This window comes from Geomesophilobacter sediminis, assembly GCF_016458275.1.
Classification (GTDB): Bacteria; Desulfobacterota; Desulfuromonadia; order Geobacterales; family Geobacteraceae; genus Geomesophilobacter; species Geomesophilobacter sediminis.
In genome coordinates this window covers 1-12,592 of the sequence record NZ_JAEMHM010000001.1, presented here as the reverse complement: position 1 = coordinate 12,592, position 12,592 = coordinate 1, and the positions used below count along the sequence as shown (strand labels likewise).

9 protein-coding genes and 2 tRNA genes are annotated in these 12,592 nt (G+C 61.6%); 2 read left to right on the top strand and 9 right to left on the bottom strand.

Translation table 11 applies throughout. The features are described from left to right. Window positions 1-113 precede the first annotated feature (113 nt). From JFN93_RS00055 to JFN93_RS00030, 6 genes are all read right to left on the bottom strand, one after another. Window positions 114-2,195, bottom strand: a complete 2,082-nt coding sequence (locus JFN93_RS00055) for a glutamine synthetase III family protein (RefSeq protein ID WP_215907645.1) — start codon at window positions 2,193-2,195, stop codon at window positions 114-116. 223 nt (window positions 2,196-2,418) lie between these two features. Further along, window positions 2,419-4,905 (bottom strand): ATP-dependent helicase HrpB, encoded by a 2,487-nt coding sequence (gene hrpB, locus JFN93_RS00050; RefSeq protein WP_236021457.1) that lies wholly within the window; start codon window positions 4,903-4,905, stop codon window positions 2,419-2,421. Further along, entirely contained in the window at window positions 4,899-5,576 is a 678-nt protein-coding gene (locus JFN93_RS00045; RefSeq protein WP_199381936.1) for an HAD family hydrolase, read from the bottom strand. The genes hrpB and JFN93_RS00045 overlap by 7 nt, the downstream gene beginning before the upstream one ends. 146 nt (window positions 5,577-5,722) lie before the next feature. Next, window positions 5,723-6,517: a phosphatase PAP2 family protein gene (locus JFN93_RS00040; protein ID WP_328753121.1), complete on the bottom strand. Its 795-nt coding sequence runs from the start codon at window positions 6,515-6,517 to the stop codon at window positions 5,723-5,725. A 328-nt stretch (window positions 6,518-6,845) separates the two neighbouring features. Beyond that, window positions 6,846-6,920 (bottom strand) — tRNA-Glu (locus JFN93_RS00035). A gap of 59 nt (window positions 6,921-6,979) precedes the next feature. Beyond that, window positions 6,980-7,054, bottom strand: a tRNA-Gln gene (locus JFN93_RS00030). A 478-nt stretch (window positions 7,055-7,532) separates the two neighbouring features. Here JFN93_RS00030 and JFN93_RS00025 point away from each other — a divergent pair. After that, window positions 7,533-8,018, top strand: a complete 486-nt coding sequence (locus JFN93_RS00025; protein ID WP_199381935.1) for a MucR family transcriptional regulator — start codon at window positions 7,533-7,535, stop codon at window positions 8,016-8,018. A gap of 33 nt (window positions 8,019-8,051) precedes the next feature. Here JFN93_RS00025 and JFN93_RS26170 read toward each other — a convergent pair whose 3' ends face one another. Next, window positions 8,052-9,227 (bottom strand): pseudouridine synthase, encoded by a 1,176-nt coding sequence (locus JFN93_RS26170; RefSeq protein WP_456237424.1) that lies wholly within the window; start codon window positions 9,225-9,227, stop codon window positions 8,052-8,054. Window positions 9,228-9,596: 369 nt separating this feature from the next. Continuing rightward, window positions 9,597-10,100 (bottom strand): hypothetical protein, encoded by a 504-nt coding sequence (locus JFN93_RS00015; RefSeq protein ID WP_199381934.1) that lies wholly within the window; start codon window positions 10,098-10,100, stop codon window positions 9,597-9,599. A gap of 486 nt (window positions 10,101-10,586) precedes the next feature. Between JFN93_RS00015 and JFN93_RS00010 the strand changes: the two genes are divergently transcribed. Next, the gene (locus tag JFN93_RS00010) at window positions 10,587-11,222 is read left to right on the top strand and encodes a PEP-CTERM sorting domain-containing protein (protein ID WP_199381933.1); all 636 of its coding nucleotides are present in this window, start codon (window positions 10,587-10,589) and stop codon (window positions 11,220-11,222) included. Between the two features lie 176 nt (window positions 11,223-11,398). Here JFN93_RS00010 and JFN93_RS00005 read toward each other — a convergent pair whose 3' ends face one another. Next, window positions 11,399-12,361, bottom strand: a complete 963-nt coding sequence (locus JFN93_RS00005) for an acetyl-CoA carboxylase carboxyltransferase subunit alpha (RefSeq protein WP_199381932.1) — start codon at window positions 12,359-12,361, stop codon at window positions 11,399-11,401. Window positions 12,362-12,592 lie beyond the last annotated feature (231 nt).

The window sequence follows — 12,592 nt, the reverse complement described above, 5'->3', positions numbered from 1 at the left end:
CGCCGGGTTAGATCCGTCCGGTCCGACTGATCTGTCCCGGCGGAAATGGCAATAAAAAAAGGAGCCCCCCATCGGGAGGGCTCCTTTTTTTGTGCAACGGGTAAAAGCCGGGATTACAGGATGAACAGCATTTCCCGGTAAGTCGGCAGCGGCCAGATGTTGGCAGCCACGATCTTCTCCAGCGCATCGCCATTGGCACGCAGCTCCAGCATGGCGGAGAACACTTTCTCGCGGAATGCGGCAGCCTGCTTTACGACGTCGGAGATGTCGAGAGCCTTTTCGAGGGCTTTCTCAAGCGCCTTGACGTTGTTGTTCATGGCGCCCAGCTTGTCGCAGAGCTCTTCCAGGGTCTCTTTCTGGGCCGAGACATTCAGCTTGCCGGAGACCGCGGTGACGGCGGTGATGGAGGCAGCCAGCGTCGTTGCATAATCCGCGGCAGCCGGGATGATGCTCTGCTTGGCCATGTCGATCATGGTCAGCGCCTCGATGTTCAAGGTTTTGACGTACTGCTCGAGCATGATCTCATAACGTGCGTGCAGCTCTTTATCGTTGAACACGCCGTGAGCCACGAACAGCTCGACGGCTTCTTTCTTCACCAGCTCCTTGAGGGCCTCCGGGGTGCTGGGGATGTTCAAGAGGCCGCGCTTCTTGGCTTCCTTGACCCACTCGTCGGCGTAGTTGTTGCCGTTGAACACCACGCGCTTGTGCTTCTTGGCGGTTTCCTGAAGCAGTTTCTCCAGGTCGGCGTCGAAGTTCTTCGATTTCTCGAGCTTGTCGGCGAACTCCTTCAGCGCGTCGGCGATGATGGTGTTGATGATGATGTTCGGGCCGGAAATCGAGAAGGAAGAACCGAGCATACGGAACTCGAACTTGTTGCCGGTGAAGGCGAACGGAGAGGTCCGGTTGCGGTCGGTGGCGTCCTTGGGCAGCGCCGGAAGGGTCTTGACCCCGATCTTCATGTCGGCGTTCTTGGAAGAGGATTTCGTCGCGCCGGCCACGATCTGGTCGAGGATGTCGGCAAGCTGCTCACCCAGGAAGATCGAGATGATCGCCGGCGGCGCTTCGTTGGCGCCCAGACGGTGGTCGTTACCGGCGTTGGCGCAGGAGCAGCGCAGCAGCCCGGCATGGGTATCCACGGCCTTGATGGTTGCCATGAGGAAGGTCAGGAACTGGGCGTTCTCATGCGGGGTGTTCCCCGGCTCGAGCAGGTTCTGGCCGTCGTTGGAGCTCATGGACCAGTTGTTGTGCTTGCCGGAACCGTTCACGCCGGCGAACGGTTTTTCGTGCAGCAGGCAAACCAGGTCGTGCCGGAGGGCGATCCGCTTGAGGACGTCCATGATCATCTGGTTGTGGTCGGTGGCGATGTTGGTGTTCTCGAAGATCGGGGCGATCTCGAACTGTCCCGGGGCCACTTCGTTGTGCTGGGTCTTGGCGGTGACGCCGAGCTTCCACAGCTCTTCGTTCACTTCCTTCATGTACGCCAGCACTCTTTCCTTGATGCTGCCGAAGTAGTGGTCTTCCAGCTCCTGCCCTTTGGAGGACATGGCGCCGAAAAGGGTTCTGCCGGCCATCATCAGGTCGGGTCTTTCCAGGTAGAACCCCTTGTCGACCAGGAAGTACTCCTGCTCGGCGCCGACCGTCGAGGTAACGCGGGTAGCGGTGGTGTTGCCGAACAGCTTGAGCACGCGCAGTGCCTGCTTGGACAGCGCCTCCATGGAACGGAGCAGCGGGGTCTTCTTGTCGAGCGCTTCGCCGGTGTACGAGCAGAATGCGGTCGGGATGCAGAGCGTGATGACCTCACCCTCTTCGCGGACGAAGGCCGGGGAAGTGCAGTCCCAGGCGGTGTAGCCCCGGGCTTCGAAGGTCGCCCTCAGGCCGCCGCTCGGGAAGGAGGAAGCATCCGGCTCGCCCTTGATGAGCTCTTTGCCGGAGAATTCCATCAGTGCGCCGCCTTCGGACGGCGAGATGAAGGAGTCGTGTTTCTCCGCCGTGATACCGGTCATCGGCTGGAACCAGTGGGTGAAATGGGTGGCGCCTTTTTCAATGGCCCACTCTTTCATTGCGGTCGCGACAACATCGGCGATGGTCGGATCCAGCGGCAGACCTTCGTCGATGGTTTTTTTCAGGTTTTTGAACACAGCTTTAGGCAGTCTCTCTCTCATGACCGCCTGGTTGAACACGTTTTGCCCGAACATCTCCACGATACAGCCTCCTTTTTAATCAGCGTTGCGTAAAAAATAAGCACAATGCTTATTGGGTGAAACGACGCTTCAATAGGTTACCAGCTCATTAGGATAAATCCCTGAAATTCAGCAATATGTGTGCCAGACTCCACGCCAGCCGGCCGGCCGGTCCAGACGGCGGCACCACCGAGGGGGCGCCGCTCGCGGGTAAATCCGATACACTGCCGGCCGGCCGCTACCTACGTTTCTTGAGCTGCCGCGTCGCCTGCGCCGCCCAGGGATCGTCGGGCCAGGGATGCTTCGGATACCTCCCCTTGAGCTCCTTCTTCACCTCGAGGTACCCGCTGTTCCAGAAACTTTTCAGATCGGCGGTCACCTGGATCGGCCGCCGGGCCGGCGACAGCAGGTGGATCACCACCGGCACCCTCCCCCGCGCCAGGCGCGGCGTCTCGGCGAGACCGAACATCTCTTGCAACTTCACCGCCAAAAACGGTGCACCGTGCTCCGGATACTCCACCGCGATCCGGGACCCGCTCGGCACCGCGATATGGGTCGGCGCCGCATCGTCCACGAGCTTCTGCTCCTTCCAGGTCAGCATCCCCTTCAACGCCCCGAGCAGGTCCACCCGGGAAAGCTGGGCCAGGCTTCTCACCCCGGAAAGGTGCGGCGCCAGCCACTCCCCGATCCGCTCCGCCAGCGCCTGGTCCGACAGGTCGGGCAACTCCTCTTCGGGAAGGGCCTCCGCCACGAAACGTACCCGGTTGCGGTACTGCCGCGCCGTTTCGCTCCAGGGGAGCCCGGCGATCCCCGGCCCGGCAAGGATCCCTTCGGTCAGGGCAAGCGCCGCCTCTTCGGGGCTCGGATTGGCCTGGCGCTCGGACAGGACCAGCGCGCCGAGCCGCTCCTCCTCCCGCGTCACCACCCTCGCCTCGCGTTCATCCCAAAAGACGCGCCGGCCGCGGGTAATGCTCCGCGCAAAAGAGCGCCGGATCGCGTCGAGGGAAACCGCGCTCGCCAGGTGGATCTCCGCCTCGGTTCCACCGCCGGCAACCTCGATCGCCACCAGGAAGGGCTGGTCGCGCAGCGCGGTACGCCCGGAGAGCTTGCCGCCGAACCCGTTGGCCAGAAGATACCGGTCCGAGCCGGGGGCACGCTGCTTGGCGATGCGATCCGGATATCCCTTCAGCAAAAGCTCGCCGACCACGGCGGGATCGGCCGTCGCCGGGCTGCCCCCGGTCATCCCCAGGGCGCGCCGGAAATAGGTCGCGGCCCGTTCCACCGCCTTGCTCCCCTCCGCCTTCCGGGCCAGCGCTTCCATGCGGTCCACGAGATCGCTGTCACTTAACGCTCCGCCGCCGGCAGGGACCAGGTCGCGCTCGGAAAGAAGCGCCGCCAGGGTGCAGGCGAGACTCCCCTCCTCGATCGCCTCGCCGGCAACGAGAAGCGCCGCCAGGCGCGGGTGCATCGGCAGGGCGGCCATCCGCTTGCCGAGCGGGGTGAGTGCGCCGCGCGGCTCCAGCGCCCCCAGCTGGGTGAGGAGCGCCTTCGCCTCGGCAAGGTGCGCCGGCGGCGGCGCATCGAGCCAGCTCAAGGAGGCGGGATCGTTCACCCCCCAAAGGGCGAGATCGAGCGCGAGCGGCGCCAAATCGGAAACCAGGATCTCGGGCGGAGTATAGGGGAGCAGGGTACGCTGGGTGTGCTCGGTCCAGAGCCGGTAGCAGGTGCCGGGAGCGACCCGTCCGGCGCGTCCGGCACGCTGCTCCGCCGAGGCGGCCGAAATGCGCATCACCTCGAGCCGGTTCAAACCGGTCCCCGGGTCGTAGCGGAGCTGGCGCGAGTAGCCGGTGTCCACCACCACCCGCACCCCTTCGATGGTGAGGCTCGTCTCGGCGATGTTGGTCGCCAGGACCACCTTGCGTTTGGGGCCCGGCATGATGGCCAGTTCCTGGGCGGCAAAAGGGAGGTCGCCGTAAAGGGGCGCGATGATGAGGGAATCGCCGAGGTCGTCCTTGAGCTGGCGCTCGCAGCGGCGGATCTCCCCGGCGCCGGGGAGAAACACCAGGATATCGCCGGAGGATTCGGCAAGGGCGGTTTTCACCGCGCGGGTGGCGAGCTCCGGGAGCCGCCCGGCCGGCTCGTGCTTCTGGTAACGGATTTCGACCGGGAAACGCCGTCCCTCGCTGGTCAGCATCGGTGCGTCGCCCAGAAGCCGGGCTACCGGCTCGGCATCGAGGGTTGCCGACATCACCAGGATGCGCAGGTCGTCGCGCAGCCCGCCCTGGACGTCGCGGACCAAGGCCAGGGAAAGGTCGCTCGCCAGGTTCCGTTCGTGGAACTCGTCGAAGATGACTGCGCCCACCCCCTCCAGGAGCGGATCGCTCTGCAGGCGACGCGCCAGGATCCCCTCGGTCACCACCTCGATCCGGGTGGCGCGGGAGACCTTCCGTTCGAAACGGATGCTGTAGCCGACGGTGCCGCCGACCTCCTCCCCCAGCATCCTGGCCATGAACCGGGCGGCATTGACGGCGGCGAGCCGGCGCGGCTCCAGCATGACGATACGCTGGCCGGAAAGGCACGGGAGATCAAGGAGAGCGAGCGGGACGCGGGTCGTTTTACCCGCGCCGGGAGGCGCCTGGAGCACCGCCGAGGGGTGAGCCTTCAGCGCCTCCAGGAGTTCCGGAAGGATCGCGTCGATGGGAGTGGGGGTGGGAAACTTCAGCAAACCAGCAGGCGAAGCCCCTCCAGGTCGAGGCCGACGAGGGATTCCACCACGCGGAGGGCGCCTGTCAGCCGTTCCGCGGGATAACTGTTGGTGACGGCCAGGACCTGCATTCCCGCGCCGGTGGCGGAGGCGATGCCGGCCGGGGTGTCCTCGATGGCAAGGGACTGGGCGGGGACGACGCGCCCGGGGTAGATCGACTGCAGCCGGGAGAGCGCCACGCGGTAGCTTTCCGGATCGGGCTTGCTCACGCTCACCTGGTCCGCGGTCACCAGCGTGTCGAAGGCATCGGTAAGGCCGAACTGCTTCAGGATCGGCTCGATGTCGCTCAAAAGTGCGCCGCTGCAAAGGGCGAGCGGAAGGTTGCCCGAGATGCTGCGGATCAGCTCCACCACACCGGGATACGGCTCCACCCCGCTCGACACGATGTTCAAAAACGCCCCGGCCTTGGCCGCCATCACCTCCTGCAACCGCTCGGGAGAGAGCGACTGGCCGCCGGCCCGGAAGGCCTCCTTGAACGCATCGCGGTCATCGAAGCCCATGTAGGTCTCCAGGTACTCTTCCCAGGAATACCCCAGCCCGAGCGGGACCAGGATTTCCTGGAACGCTTTGTAATGGAGGGGTTCGGTGTCCACGATGATGCCGTCGAAATCGAAGATGACTGCGGTTAGCATGTAGGCTCCTTCTGTATCACGATAGCCCCGCTCATCCCCCCTTTGACAAAGGGGGGCCAGGGGGGATTTGCCGGTAAGGTCTTAGTAACGGCAGGTTCAATCCCGCCTGCGATGGTGCTCCCACAGCATAGTGCGCTCACCCTGCCCTAGAATTGCCCGATCACCGCCACCCCGGGCGCCCCGCCGGAGACGGTCGGCGCTACGGCGACCTTCTTGCCGTGGAAGCTCGTCACCGCGCAGCCGGCCAGCTCGCCCAGGGCCGCCCCGAGGATCACGTCGCTCGCCCAGTGCTTGTCCTGGTACAGCCGGGAAAATCCGACGAAGGTGGCCGCAGTATAGTACCCGATTTGCGCGGGAAGATTGTCGGTTTCCCGGGACAGGACGTGGGCGATGGCGAAGGAGCTCGCCGTGTGCAAGGACGGCAGCGAATCATAGTCGGTCTTGAAGGAAAAGGGGCGGAACCGGTCGTTGGTGCTCCCGGTGCCGGGGCGCCCGCGCCCCACGGCCTCCTTCAGGATGAAGGCGGAGCCGTCGGTAAGGACCAGCGCCTCCCCCACCTTGGTGGAAAGATCAAGGACCCGCGGCGAATCGGTAAGCGCACCGGCCCCGTAGGCGACCGCGGTTACCCCGAGGTGAAGGTACGGGTTTCCGACGAAGCTCCCGACGTCGGTGGCCCGGTCCAGGGTGTGCCCGCGGGTCGAGACGAGGTCGGAACGGATATCCCGGTCAAAGGCAAACGTGAGTCCGGCGGCCCCGAGGACCAGGAGGCTTTCCACCGGGTAGGTCTGCACCGGGGAGGCCGCCATCGTCTTTGCTTCCCCGCCCAGGCGGGAGAATTCGGTGGACCAGGCGGTGGTGCTGTTGAAGATGGTTTCGGCTGCAAAGGCAGCGGAACAACAGAACCAACTGAGAATGAGAAGAGTAACTGCTGCGGAACGCACCAACGCCGACTCCTTTAAGATCGCCAACTCCCCCCTATAACAACGGGGGGCTGGGGGGGATTTGCTTTTGAGGTGTTAGCCGGCCGGAAACTCAAAGACAAATCTCCCCTTTGTTTAAGGGGGACTTCGAATCCCGCCGTAGCTTTCGTTGAAGGCGTAGACTCGTCCGCCGTATTTTCGATGAAGGTGTGGACTCGTCCGCCGTAGCTTTAGCGAAGGCGGAAGCCCCACATGATAATGCTAATGAGTGGATTTCGGCAACCGAAATTAGAGGCCGGGAAACTGCGGAAATAAAAAAAGGCAGCACCTCATGCGAGGCACTGCCGTTTGGTGATCCCAAGGGGACTTGAACCCCTGTTACCGACGTGAAAGGCCGGTGTCCTAACCACTAGACGATGGGACCGAAACTGGTTGCATGACTGGATGGGTGAGCGGCTCATCCTGCCATGACTAAGAGGTAAATGGCTGGGGTGCGAGGATTCGAACCTCGGGATGACGGAGTCAGAGTCCGTAGCCTTACCGCTTGGCGACACCCCATCAAGGGTAGATCCACCTTATAGCAGAAGCCGGAACGCCAAGTCAAGCTTCTTTTTTAATCCGGTGAAAAAAACTGGAGACGGAGCTGACGGTCGGGGAAGATGTATCTACCTCGAAGCAGAAAGGCAACGACTAAGTATCGGCGCCCCAGCAATTCTTTCCAACGGGCGAGCTGCGGCGTTGATCGCGGCAGGAGTGCCGCTCCTCCTGCAGCTCTGCACCACACAATCTCCATGCCTCTGACTGCTACCGCGACCGCCGGGATGCTCACCGGATGCGGCTGTATCACCCTACCTGCCGTCACAAATCCGGCTCCCTGTCTTAGCCGTTCATTGGTTTGTCACTCAAAAGCGCCCGCTTCCCTCATAATTTTTTTCGAGCTAGTCGCACATTTATCGCTTGCTTTTGTGGACACTTCACGTTAAATACTACAAATTAGAATTCGCTTAACAACCAACGCCTAAAAGGAGGAGTGACCATGGCATCTCTTATTGAGCTCACCGCCAACATTGTCTCCTCGCATGCATCGGTCTCGGCGATGTCCGGCGAGGATCTGCTCCAGGAACTGCAGAAAGTACACTTGGCATTACAGAAACTGGAAGGGGAATTGGGTGAGGGTGTCGAGGTGACAGAAGGCGGAAGCCGGCCGGCCATCCCTCTCAAGAAGGCTTTCCAGCCGGACCAGGTCATGTGCATGATCTGCGGCAAAAGCGGCATGAAAACCCTTGCCCGCCACCTGGCCCAGGTGCACGGCATGAAGCCGGGGGCGTACCGGAAACAATTCGGGATCCCCAGCAACCAGGCCCTCACCGCCAAGAACTTCTCCGAGGCGCGCCGCCGGATGGCCCAGGAGAAAGGTCTCGCCGACAATCTTGCCAAAGCACGGGCAGTACGGGCGGAGAAACTGCTCGCCCGCGGCGGCGGGGAGAAACGGGTCAAGGGGGCACGCACCGTACACATGTAGTGCTCAGCGGCGACAACGGGTGATGAAGCCGTCCTACTTCGAGCGGGGCGGCTTCTTTTTTTGTCCGTAACCGGAACCGGGGGCGCCGGTGCCACGCGGTCCGCTGCCAGGTCCTTGGTCATGACCCGTGGCGGGGCGCTGGGGGCGAGCCGCAGGCCCGGCAGCAAACGGAGCCTTTCCTTCCGTCCGGCGCTCCTGACGACCGCTCGCCGGGGCCTTGTCCCGCTCTCCCACCAGGTACCGCTTCCCACTCCGCGGCGCCTCGGCGGCACGTTGCTCGCTCGGCTCACTCGGCTCGAATCTCTCGGCCTGGCGAGGGTGGCCGCCCTGCCGGACCGGAGCCTCTCCCTTACCGAAAGTCTTGGCTTTGGAGGTGCGTTCCCCCCGTGAATCCGGTCGAGTTCCCCCTTTGGCAACGGAGGGGCGGGAGGGCTTTGCCTTTGCACCTTCGCGGTCCGCGAACGGTCTCTTCTGAACCGGGGCCGGAGGCGGCGTCTGCCGTTTGAGCCGCAACACCTCGGCGGGGGAGAGGTAGCGAAACTCACCCGGCTTCAGCTCCCCGATCTCCAGGAAATCGTAGCGGGAGCGCTTGAGCCGGACCACGCTCAGCCCCACCGCCTCGCACATCCGACGCACCTGGCGGTAGCGTCCCTCGTGGATGGTGATGGAGATCCACGAATTGTTCTCGCTCTCCTTCACCGGGAAGACCTTCGCCGGGGCGGTCTTGCCGTCGTCGAGCTCGACCCCGTCGGTAAGCTGTTGTATCTGCTGGTCGGATACCTTGCCGCTCACCCGCACCAGGTATCCCTTGTCGACCTCATGGCTCGGATGCATCATGGCGTTGGCAAAATCGCCGTCGTTGGTGAGCAGCAGCAGCCCTTCCGTGTTGTAGTCCAGCCGTCCCACCGGATAGATTCGCTCCCGGACCTTGTTCTTGAGCAGGTCGGTCACGATGGGGCGCCCCTCCGGGTCCTTCAGCGTCGTCATGTAGCCGACCGGCTTGTAAAGAAGGATGTAGACCCGGTGCTCGGCGATGGTGACCGCCTTGCCGTCGACGGTGATCATGTCGTTATCGGGGTCAGCCTTGGTGCCCAGTTCGGTCACCACCATACCGTTGACCGCCACCCGGCCGTCCAAGATGATCCCTTCCGCTTCGCGGCGCGACGAGATCCCCGCCTGGGAGAGTATTTTCTGCAAACGTTCCTGCACGAGAGACTCCTAGAAACCGTCCGTCGTAGGACGTTCGGCGTTTTTTGTTAAAGGTTGATTGGCTTGGTGACGCCAGCAGGATCTGCCGGCAACACTCAGTCATAACACAGCGATCAGTCAAGCCGCAACAAATGACTGCCTGAGCCTCGGGCCGGCGCCGTTTCACAGGGGCAAGAACACGCGAATGAGGAGGGCTAACACAGTAGGAGCGACATTCCTGTCGCGATCGGGTCTCTTAAGGCAAGGTAGGCTGCATCCCCTGTGGGAGCGCCTTTCCCGGCGCCAATAACCGCAACCGCGGTCACCGCCTGCGGCGAATCGCGCCAGGAAATGCGCTCCCACAGAAAAAGGCGCTCTCAGCGGTACGATCTATATCTTCCTGCTGTCGTAGGCCCAGTGGAGCAGGGCCTGTCTTTGTTTCCGGCGGCAGGAGAGGTCGCCTTTAGGGCAATTCTTTTTCAGCTGCGCGATGTGACGGCGCATCGCCTTCCATCTCTTGATCTGGCGCTGGTCGTCGGCGCACCGTCTTCCCAGGTAATAGCGGCAGTACCATTGGAACCAACCGCGCGGGTCCTCGTGGTAGATCCAGCCCTTCGCTATCCAATAAGAAAGCGGCTTCGATGCGTTCACCCCGAAAAAATTCAGCTCCGGGACGTGACGCTCGTGACAGAGCTTCGCCTCGGTGAACCAGTCCTCAGGAAATTCGTCCCGGCAGTCGGTCAGGTACTTCCCGCCAAAGATCCCGAGCTTCAGCATCTCTTTCGGCGTCAGCTCCGGCTTGAACTCCGGATCGAAGTTCTGGCCCGCCGGCTCGCTCAGGGAGTACACGTAGCCCTGCTGCATCATGTCGTTTACGATGATTTTCTTGTTCATGCACGCTTCCTCGCGCGGGACAGGCTGCCAGTATCTCCATGAGTAGTTTGGGTACAACATGGTACGTTACGTTGAACGGCTTCCCCGATAGGCGGAACGGTTCCGGAGGTCACGGGATCCTCGCGGCTTTTTTCAACGTGACCTACCACTACTTTGCCACGATGGTCGACCTGTAAGGAAAACCGACAGGCATTTCCCTCCTTTGGTGCATCCATCATTCTTCTGTTCAAGCTCCAACCAGGAGACGGTGCCACCTGGTCGACCTCGACCTTTTCCAGCCTCTGGACGATGGCAAGAGGACTGGAAAAGACCGAATCAACATATTGCGGCCTCGCCGACCAGCCGTCAGGCTTATACCGCCTGTCGAGAAACATTACAAACTGGATTGTTACAATGATGTCAACAACTTAAAAACCGCGAACTTACCAAGTGGCACTGTATTTGCCACAAAAGCTCAAAGTTTATACTCCAAATGATGAGGTTTATATGAAGAAGCTTCTGGCAATAATTCTACTGATGACATCTATCGGAACAGCAAACGCCACCACGTTGAACTTCGACGATATTTACCTGAATCCGGACGCCCCACCGCCCGCCTCAAGCTACGCACCATTAGCGGTGGGATATGGTGGATTCAACTGGGACAACCTCTATGTCTTCACCAAGGACTCCAAATCCTATGCAGATACCGGTTACGAACGTGGCGTGGTCAGCGGGACCAATGCTGTGTACAACGGGTTTGGCATGTCGGCGTCCATGGCAGGCGGCCTTTTTGACTTCATGGGAGCATCTTTTACCGCGGCGAGAATCGATGGGCTGACCTTAGACATCAAAGGTCTGAAGGCGGGACAAATTCTGTACGACCGGACCATCACCCTGACCACCGAAAGTCCCGCCCACTTCGATCTTGAGTTTCTGGGCATCGACACCCTCAGCTTCGACAGCGGAAACCTCCCCCGGCATCAGTTCGTCATGGACGACTTCACCTTTACCAAGCAGGGAACCTCCCCCAACGGAACCGGCGCCATACCGGTCGTGCCGGTTCCGGAGCCGGGGAGCTTTCTTCTGGTCGGGGCGGGCCTGGTCGGGTTGCTCATGAGTCGCCGGCATCGGGTAAAGTGATTCAAGGGGCGGCAGTGTACTAATTCTCGACACCTCCGCAGGATTTGACGAAACTGGAGCTTCGGAGGCGGAGCTGTTCTCAAAGTGGACCGTTGGGAACGAGAAGATACTAAGGAAGAAGGCCATGGAGTTGGCTGCTCCATGGCCTTCTTTTTTTCCTGTTATGGAAACCACGACTACTCGATGAACCGCGACATCTTCCGGAATTTCTGGTAGCGGGCCTCGATGAGGTCCGGCTCGCTGAGCTTCTTCAGCTCTTTCAGGTTCCTCGCCAGGGCCTCGTGCAGGTTGTCGGCCATCGCCTTGTGGTCCCGGTGGGCGCCGCCGACCGGCTCGGGCACGATCTCGTCGATGACTTCGAGCTCCTTGATGTCGGTTGCGGTCAACTTCAGCGCCTCGGCGGCCTGGGCTCCCTTGGTCCCGTCGGACCAGAGGATCGCGGCGCACCCTTCCGGAGAGATGACGGCGTAGACGGAGTGCTCGAGCATCAGGACGCGGTCGCCGACGGCGATGGCGAGCGCCCCGCCGGAGCCGCCTTCACCGGTGATGACCACGATGATGGGCACGGTCAGCCGCGCCATCTCGCGCAAGTTGCGGGCGATCGCCTCGGCCTGGCCCCGCTCCTCGGCGCCGATTCCCGGGAACGCGCCCGGAGTGTCGACGAAGGTGATGATCGGGAGCTTGAAGCGCTCGGCCATCTCCATGAGGCGCAGCGCCTTGCGATACCCTTCCGGGTTGGGCATGCCGAAGTTGCGGAATACCTTCTCCTTGGTGTCGCGCCCCTTCTGGTGGCCGATCACCATCACCGGCTCGCCGTCCATGCGGGCGAGGCCGCCGACGATCGCGTGGTCGTCGCCGAAGTTTCGGTCGCCGTGCAGCTCGACGAAATCGGTGAAGATGTGCTGAATGTAGTCGAGGGTGAAGGGACGGTTGATGTGGCGCGCGACCTGGGCGGTCTGCCAGCGATTCAGGTTGGAAAAGAGCTCGGCGCGCATCTGCTCCGCTTTCTTCTCAAGCTTGCTCACCTCGTTTTTCAGGTCGACCCCGTCGGTCGAGAACGAGAGGAGTTCCTGGATCTTTTTCTCCAGCTCGGCAATCGGCTTCTCAAACTCCAGGTAACTCTGGTTGTTTTGCGCCATATATCTTCACTCCTTATATTGCAGGTGATGACCGTCGGGATCGCGACGGGATAAAAAAATTCGTCCGTGGATCACACGGAAGAATGGATTCGTCACAAAGACTTATCTTCCCCCAAAGGGGGGCTGGTGGGGAGAGGCAAATCCCCCTAAATCCCAGTGTTGTCCGGTTAGCTTTTTGCTTTAAAAAAGTTGTTCAGTACAGTCATTTTTTTCTTGACGTCTGCGTAGAAG

Bases quoted from the DNA above. Each gene is read 5' to 3' on its own strand.
- JFN93_RS00025 (WP_199381935.1), top strand. From the start codon at position 7,533: ATGGCATCTCTTATTGAGCTCACCGCCAACATTGTCTCCTCGCATGCA.
- JFN93_RS00005 (WP_199381932.1), bottom strand. From the start codon at position 12,361: ATGGCGCAAAACAACCAGAGTTACCTGGAGTTTGAGAAGCCGATTGCC.
- JFN93_RS00010 (WP_199381933.1), top strand. From the start codon at position 10,587: ATGAAGAAGCTTCTGGCAATAATTCTACTGATGACATCTATCGGAACA.
- JFN93_RS00045 (WP_199381936.1), bottom strand. From the start codon at position 5,576: ATGCTAACCGCAGTCATCTTCGATTTCGACGGCATCATCGTGGACACC.
- JFN93_RS00015 (WP_199381934.1), bottom strand. From the start codon at position 10,100: ATGAACAAGAAAATCATCGTAAACGACATGATGCAGCAGGGCTACGTG.
- JFN93_RS00055 (WP_215907645.1), bottom strand. From the start codon at position 2,195: ATGTTCGGGCAAAACGTGTTCAACCAGGCGGTCATGAGAGAGAGACTG.